Raw genomic sequence first — 7,840 nt, 5'->3', positions numbered from 1 at the left:
GTGCCGCTCCGCGGCGATCAGGCCCGCGCGCTCCGCGACGAGCCAGCCGCGCGCGGCGGCGGCCCCCGGCCAGGGCGGCGCCGCCGCGGCGCGGGCGGGCCGCGGCAGGTCGGGGCGGGCGTGGCGGGGATAGACGAGCCGGTCGGCGGCGTCGGCCGCGACGACATAGAAATCGATCAACCGGAGAATCGCGGACTGCCGCTCGTCGGCCGGATCTTCGGACAGTGAAAGCGTGCGCGCATATTCACCGAGCAGATCGTGGAAGGTGTAGCGCTCGGGCTTCGGTTCTTGAATGAGATGGGCGTCCAGAAGACTTTCGAGGACGCGCTCCGTACGCGCCACGGGAAGATCCGCGAGCGCCGCCGTCGCGAACGGTTCAAAATCCGGACCGAGTTGGAGGCCGAGTCTCCGGAAGACCGTGCGCTCTTCGGTCGTCAGTGTCATGTACGACACTTCGAAGGCGAGGGCGATCTCGCGGCACCCGTCCCGGATCTCCGCGAGGCGCCCGTGCCCGTGGGTCAGCCGGTGCAGCAGCGTGCCGGTGGTCCAGGCGGGCCGCGACGCGAGGCGCCCGGCGGCGAGCTCGACCCCGAGGGGCAGATAGCCGCAGAGCCGGACGATGTCCGCGACGTCGCCCGCGCGCTCGGTGCGCTCGGGCCCGGCGAGCCGCCGGAAGAGGGTGACGGCGTCGTCGGGCGGCAGCACGTCGAGGAGGAGTGGCCGGACGCCCGGCAGGCCGGTGATCCGGCGGCGGCTCGTGATGATGACGAGCGAGGGCGAGGCGCCGGGCAGCAGGGGCCGCAGCTGCTCGGGGCCCGCGGCGTCGTCGAGGACGATGACGGCGCGCCGGGCGCTGAGCAACGTGCGCCACAGGCCGACGAGTTCGTCCAGGGAGTCGGGCAGGGCGCCGGCCGGGACGCCGAGGACCCGCAGGAGCGCGGTGAGCGCGGCCTCGGGGGTCAGCGGCAGCTGTCCGGGGGAGTGGGCGCGCAGGTCGAGGTGGATCGCCCCGTCCGGGAAGCGCGGCCCGAGGTGGCGCGCGGCGTGCAGGGCGAGCAGGGACTTGCCGACGCCCGCCATGCCGGAGATCGCCTGGAGGGCGATGACCGCGCCGCGGGGAGCGCCGGGCGTACCGGGCTCCGGCGCCCCCGCGGCCCGCAGCAGCGAAGCCAGCTCGTCCTCGCGGCCGACGAGTTCGGGGTGGCTCGGCAGGGTGCGGGGTGCGGCGACGGCGGGCTCGGGCAGGGGGACGAGCTCGTGCACCGGCGCGCCGTTGAGGACCAGGCGGTGCAACCTGCTCAGGGCCTCGCCCGGGTCGGTGCCGAGGTGCTCGCGCAGATGGCGGCGGACGGTGTCGTACACACGCAGGGCGTCGGTCTGCCGCCCGCAGCCGTAGGCCGCGGTCATCAGCTGGCAGGCGAGCGTCTCGTCGCTCGGATACTGGTCGAGGAGCGCGCCCACCTCGGGCACCAGCTCGGCGAAGCGGCCCCGGCGCAGCTCGATGCCGAACCGGGTGAGCCGGGCGGCGAGCAGCTTCTCCTCCAGGCCCGCGCGCACGTGCTCCGCCCACAGGCCGGGAAGCCCCGCGAGCGGCTCGCCGCGCCACAGCGCCTCGGCCTCCCGCAGCAGCTCAAGGGCCTGGGCGTCGTCACCGCTGTCGGTCAGCGCCCGCGCGTGGTGGGCGAGGTCGTGGAAGCGGTGGCAGTCGACCTGCTCGGGGCGGACGGCGAGCGTGTACGTGTGCGCCTGCTGGACGAGGAGCGCCCCGCCGTCCCCGTCCGCGGCGCGGAGTCTGCGGCGGAGCCGTGCCGCGTACGCGTGCACGCTGGCGCGCGGTTTGGCGGGCGGCGCGTCGTCCCACAGGCGGCGGATGAGGGTGTCCAGCGAGACCGGGCGGCCCGCGTCGAGGGCGAGCGCGGCGAGGACGAGGCGTTCCTTCGCCGACCCCAGGGCGTCGCCGCGCCCGTCGCGGCGCAGTTCGACGGGCCCCAGGACACGGATCCCCAAGTCCACCAGTGCCTCCCGATGTTCCGCAGATCGTGATGTTCCGCAGATCGTGCTGCGCAGGTCGGCTCGCGCTCCGGTGTGGTGCGCGTGGCGCTTTTTATTCGTACGCGAGGCGTTAAAGAATCGCACGCGATCAATATCGTTCCCATAGTGCTGCGATGGGGCTGTTTTTATTGGCTTGTTTTGGCTTGAGTGTGCGGTTCGCTTAGGTATTCGACCGGGTGTGAACGGGGTAAGACGCTGAAGCGGCAACGGCACCGCTGTACGGCTTTGGAGAAGCGGGGAAAGGGCGGCGGAATGGAGCAGGTGACGGCCGTCGCACTGATGGCCGCCCTGTCGCGGGCCGCCGCCCTGCCGCGTTCCCGCGACGCGCTGTACGACGCCGTCCGGACCGCCGCCGGGCCCGCGGTCGCCGACCTGGTCCACGCCTGGGCGGCGGACCCCGAGGGACAGGGCCCCGACGCCACGCCCCGCTTGGCGCGGGCCCTCGCGGAACAGGCCGCGGACCGGCCCCTGCTGGCACGGCGCTTGGGGCAGTGGCTGGCGGGTGCGGGTGCGGGTGCGGGTGCAGGGGCCGGTGCTGGCGCTGGCGCTGGCGCTGGCGCTGACGCGGGTGCGGACGCGGAGACGGGTGCGGACGCGGGGATGGCTGCGGACGCGGGGGTGGGTGCGGACGCAGGGATGAGTGCGGACGCAGCGACGGACAAGGGCGCGGATCCGGACGCGGGTGCCGGGGCCGGTGCGTACGCGCCGTCGGAGACCCATGCGGCCGCGCCGTCGGAGACCGATGCCGCCGACACCGCCAACACCGCCAACACCATCAGCGGCGCCGCCACCATCGAGGGCCACGTCGTCCAGGCCCACGGCATCCACGGCGGCGTACACATCCACACCGCCCCGCAGGCCCGTCCCGTCGTAACCCCCCGCCAACTCCCGCCCGTACCCGCCCACTTCACCAACCGCAGCACCGAGCTCGCCGAGCTCGACCGGCTTGTGGGAGCCGCGGGCCACGCCCCGCGGATCGTCGTGATCAGCGGCCCCGCGGGCGTCGGCAAGACCGCGCTCGCCCGCCGCTGGCTGCTCTCCCACGCCGACGCCTTCCCCGACGGGCAGCTGTACGCGGACCTGCGCGGCCACTCCGACGAGGGCCCGGCGCGGCCGAACGAGCTCCTCGGCGAGTTCCTGCGCGCGCTCGGGCACGACCAGCCCCCCGCGGAGCTCCACGAACGCGCCGCGCTGTGGCGCACCGCCACGGCCGACGCGCGCGTCGCCGTCCTCCTCGACAACGCGCTGAGCGCCGCCCAGGTCCGCCCCCTGCTGCCGGGGACGCACGGCGCGCTCACCGTCGTGACCAGCAGGGGGCGCCTGACCGGGCTCGGCATGGACGGCGCGGCGTTCCACCCGCTCGACGTCCTGGACGCGCGGGACGCCGTACGGCTCCTGAGCCGCAGGGTCGGCGCCGACCGGGTGACCCGCGAGCCCGAGGCGGCGCTGCGGGTCGCGACGGCCTGCGCGGGCCTGCCGCTCGCCGTCTGCGTGGCCGCCGCACGGATGGCGGCGCGGCCGCGCCAGCCCCTCGCGGCGATGGCGGGCGCCCTGGCCCGCGGCGCCGCCCCGGCCCTCGACGCCCTGCGGATCGAGGGCGAGTACGCCGTGCGCGGCGCCCTCGACGCCTCGTACCGCCACCTGGACCCCGAACTCGCCCACTGCTACCGCTGCCTCGGCCTCGCCCCGGTCCCCGTGCTCACCGCGCCCGTGGCGGCGGCCGCCTGCACGGTGTCCGTGCACGACGCCGACCGGGTGCTCGACGAGCTGGCCGAGGTGAACCTCCTGGAGGACCTGGGCCCCGACCCGCGCACCGGCCTCGCCCGGTACCGCTTCCACGACCTCGTCCGGGCGCACGCCGCCCGCCTCGCCGAGAGCGCGCAGACGGCACGCGACGCGACCGCGACCGTGCGCCGCGTCGTCGACTTCCACCTCGCCGCCGCGACCGCCGCCGAGGCCCTGCTGAGCCCCAGCCACCGCACCCTGCGCCGCGACTACGACCAACCCGTCGTGGTGGCGCCGCCGTTCACCGACGCGCCGGGCGCCCTGCACTGGCTCGACGCCGAACGCACCCAGCTGATGGCCGTCCTGCGCGCCGCCGACGCCAAGGGCCTGCACCGCAGCGTCTGGCAGCTCGCCGACGCGCTGTGGCCCATGTTCCTGCGCCTGCGCCCGTACGACCTGTGGATCGAGGCCCACGAGCGGGGACTCGCGGCGGCCCGCAGGGTGGGCGACCGCGCGGGCGAGAGCCGCATGCTCACCTCCGGCGGCGCGGGCCTGCGCAACGTGGGCCGCCACGACGAGGCGATCGCCTGGTTCCGGCAGGCCCTCGCCGCCGCCCGCGAGGACGTGGCACGCCTGGCCGGTGACGCCGTGCCGGACTCCGCCGCGCTCGCCGCCGCCCGCCGCGCCGAGGCGCAGGCCCTGCACGGGATCGGCCAGTCGCACCGGCTCGCGGGACGCCTCGCCGAGGCCGCCGAGCACTTCGAACAAGCCCTGGCCCTGCGGGAGTCGATCGGCTACCGGCGCGGCACCGCGCTCACCCGGATCTGCCTCGGCGACGTCGCCCTGGCCGCGGACCGTCCCGCCGACGCCCTGCCGTGGCTCGTCCGCGCCCGCGTCGACCTGCTCGCCGAGAACGACCCCTACGACGCCGCCCGCGCCCTCGCCTTCGTCGGCCAGGCCCGCACCCGCCTGGGCGGCGGCGAGCGCGGCACCGGCGAGGACCACCTGCTCGCGGCCCTCGCTGAGTTCCGGGCGACGGGCTCCGTCCACTGGCAGGGCCGGGTCCTCGAACTGCTCGGCGAGAGCGCCGAGGCCCGCGAGGACCTGGCCGAGGCCCGCCGCCGGTACGAGCAGTCCCTGGACCGCTACACCTCCGTGGCGGCGCCCGACGCGGACCGGCTCGCCCGCCGCCTCAGACACCTCACGCCGCCACCGGAAGCCCCCTGATCCCCCTCGACCAGGCGCGCGTACGCGTCGACGGCGAACGCGAGCAGCCCTTCACCACCCGCCCGACCGGCACCTGCCGGCACGTCCGCCGCCGCGCCCCCGCGCGGCACGGCGACACAGCCGCCGCCCCGGGCCCGCACCACCACCAGCGAGCACCCCGGATACCGCCGCAGCAGCCGCCCGGCGACCACCGGCACCTCGGCGGGCCGGTACGGACAGCTGCCGTACAGGACATCGGCGCACTGCCGCCAGGTCTCGTCGACGTCGGCGCCGTCGAAGCAGACGAGGACGGGCCCGCTCACGCCGGTACCTCGTCCCGTCCGGCGCCGGACCGGCGGCGCGGCGGCACCGGCAGCGGCGGAAGGGACGGCTCGTAGGCGGGCTCGCCGAGGCCGAGGACGCGGTACATCAGGCGCCGCACGTTGCGGCCGAAGCGGCCCGGCTCCGAGGAGATGCGGCGGCCGATGCGCGCGTACTCCCGCGCCGGGTACTCGGCGCGCGCGTACGCCAGTTGCTCCGGCAGGGGCCGCGCGAACGACAGGGCCGGGGCCGTACGGGCGAGCTCGGCGCCCGGCGACTCCGGGTTGACGTCCGCCTCGGGGAACCGGGCCAGGAGCAGGGCGGCGCGGGTCAGCGTGGCGTACAGCGTGACCGAGCCGTGGTCGCCGATCACCCAGTCCGCGGCGATCAGCGGAGCGCGCCAGTCCGCCTCCGGCGGCAGCACGAGGATGCCGTGCCGCCGCGCCGCGGCCAGCCAGGACCTGACCTGCCAGTCGCCGTGCCCGGCCCAGACGTTGGGGTGCACCAGGACGGCGACGAGGTACTCCTCGCGCGGCAGTTCGGTGAGCAGCCGGGGCAGCAGCGCGTCGAACCGGTTGAACGCCGAGCCGGGACCCCACGTGGAGCTGACGAGCAGCAGCTTGCGGCCGCGCTGCAGACCGAGCGCCGCGCGGTAGCGCCGCCGCAGCGGCAGGCTCGCCACGATCCGGTCGTACGCGGCGTCGCCCACCACCTCCGCGACGGGCAGCGCCTGCGGGCAGTGCCGCTCGAGGGTCCCCAGGTCGTCGCGGTGCGCGAGCGCGAGGGCGGTCGGTACGACCTTCCCGTCCCGCATCAGGTACTGCGGCCCGAGACCCCCCACCGTGCGCGGCGCCCCCGGCTCCCGGTCGTCCTGAAGCCGCGACAGCTTCATGTGCCCGGCGCCGTGCGGCAGCCGCACCAGCGGGCCGCGCAGCCGGTCCACGCCCTGCGAACCGGCGGCGAGCACCAGGTCGAAGGAGCCGCGCAGTGCCTCCTGCCACGGCAGTACGGTGCAGCCCAGCGCCCTCAGGGAGCGGGTCGCCCCGGAGTTGAACGCGTGCGGGGCGACGGTGAAGTCGACCTGGACCCGCAGATCGGACTCCAGCAGCGGCAGTACGTCCGCGAGCCGGTTCCCGTACACCTCGGTGTGCACGACGACCAGGACGCGCTTGCACCCCGGCAGCGTCAGCCACTGCGCGGCCCGGCCGGTCGCGGGCGGCGCCGCCGTCGTTGTCACCGTCGTTGTCGCCGATAAGGCGTGGTCGGATTCCATGGGATAACCCCCCGGGTGGATGTGATGGACATGCACAGGCCATGGATGTGGAGGTGACCGTGCGTCGGGGGGATGCCCGGCGGCGCGGACGGAAGGCTTGCCCGGGGCTTGCGGAAACCTTGCAGAACGGGCGGGGGCCGGGGGAGGGGTGGTACGGGGCCCGCCTACGCTGAGGGCACGATGAACACACCGAAGCACCTTGCGAACGCCGCGTCCGTGACCGTGCCTGCCGACTGGCCCGCCGACGAGGCCGCCGCGCGGGCCGTCCAGGACGCCCTGCGCACCCGGGTGATCCTCGACGAGCCGGGACCGGCGCCCGGCACGGGGCATGTCACGGGCGTGGACGTCGCGTACGACGACGAGCGGGACGTGGTCGCCGCGGCCGTCGTCGTCCTGGACGCGGCCGGGCTCGACGTCGTCGAGGAGGCGACGGCGGTCGGCCGGGTCGCGTTTCCTTACGTGCCGGGTCTGTTGGCGTTCCGGGAGATCCCGGCCGTGCTCGCCGCCCTCGACGCGCTCACCGTCGACCCCGGCCTCATCGTGTGCGACGGCTACGGTGTCGCACACCCGCGCCGCTTCGGGCTCGCGAGCCATCTCGGCGTCCTCACGGGCCGCCCCACGATCGGCGTCGCCAAGAACCCCTTCACGTTCTCGTACGAGGCGCCCGGCGCCGTACGCGGCAGTGTGGCCCCGCTGCTCGACGGGGCGGAGGAGGTGGGCAGCGCGGTGCGGACGCGGTCCGGGGTGAAGCCGGTGTTCGTCTCGGTGGGCCACCGCGTGAGCCTCGCGACGGCGCGGGCCCAAACGCTCCACCTGACACCGCGCTACCGCCTCCCGGAAACAACCCGCCACGCCGACGCGACGTGCCGCGAGGCCCTCAGAGCAACACACCCCTAACCCCTCCCCACCCAGCCCCCTACGCCAAGCCCCCCTGCCACGGCACCGACAACTCCCCACCCACCCTCCCGACACCGACCACCCACGCACCCAGCCCCCGCCGCCACGGCTCCTCCCCCGACGCACCGCCCGTGCGCCCAGCCCCCGCCGCTAACGCGACGGCAACTTCCCGCCCGCCCTCCCATGACCAGCCGTCTCGGGTTGCACCCCACCTGTGTGCAGGTCCCGCCGCTACCGCGGCGGCTTCTCCCCGCCCGCCCTCCCAGTACCTACCGCCCCTGTGCCCAGGCGCCACCGCTACCGCGGCGGCAACTTCCCGCCCGCCCTCCCATGACCAGCCGTGTCGGGTCGCACTCCGCTTGTGTG

5 protein-coding genes are annotated in these 7,840 nt (G+C 75.7%); 2 read left to right on the top strand and 3 right to left on the bottom strand.

What is annotated here, in order from left to right; all coding sequences use genetic code 11:
• On the bottom strand, window positions 1-2,013 hold a 2,013-nt coding region (locus ACFWZ5_RS43280), incomplete at its 3' end, for a BTAD domain-containing putative transcriptional regulator (RefSeq protein ID WP_384892562.1).
• Between the two features lie 291 nt (window positions 2,014-2,304).
• Between ACFWZ5_RS43280 and ACFWZ5_RS43275 the strand changes: the two genes are divergently transcribed.
• Window positions 2,305-5,004: an ATP-binding protein gene (locus ACFWZ5_RS43275; RefSeq protein ID WP_384804112.1), complete on the top strand. Its 2,700-nt coding sequence runs from the start codon at window positions 2,305-2,307 to the stop codon at window positions 5,002-5,004.
• On the opposite strand, the gene ACFWZ5_RS43270 is transcribed toward ACFWZ5_RS43275, so the two are convergent.
• Together ACFWZ5_RS43270 and ACFWZ5_RS43265 are read right to left on the bottom strand one after the other, a co-directional pair.
• A complete protein-coding gene (locus ACFWZ5_RS43270) occupies window positions 4,923-5,306 on the bottom strand; it encodes a hypothetical protein (protein WP_384804110.1) in 384 nt (127 codons plus the stop codon). The two genes, ACFWZ5_RS43275 and ACFWZ5_RS43270, sit on opposite strands and share 82 nt — an antisense overlap.
• Window positions 5,303-6,541: a hypothetical protein gene (locus tag ACFWZ5_RS43265; RefSeq protein WP_384804108.1), complete on the bottom strand. Its 1,239-nt coding sequence runs from the start codon at window positions 6,539-6,541 to the stop codon at window positions 5,303-5,305. Before ACFWZ5_RS43265 ends, ACFWZ5_RS43270 begins: the two co-directional genes overlap by 4 nt.
• Window positions 6,542-6,757: 216 nt before the next feature.
• Here ACFWZ5_RS43265 and ACFWZ5_RS43260 point away from each other — a divergent pair, with 216 nt between their 5' ends.
• Complete coding sequence (locus ACFWZ5_RS43260; RefSeq protein WP_384804106.1) at window positions 6,758-7,474, top strand: endonuclease V; 717 nt, start codon at window positions 6,758-6,760, stop codon at window positions 7,472-7,474.
• Window positions 7,475-7,840: the final 366 nt, after the last annotated feature.

This window comes from Streptomyces sp. NPDC059003 (assembly GCF_042740445.1).
GTDB lineage: Bacteria > Actinomycetota > Actinomycetes > Streptomycetales > Streptomycetaceae > Streptomyces.
This window is presented reverse-complemented; position numbering and strand designations above follow the sequence as displayed.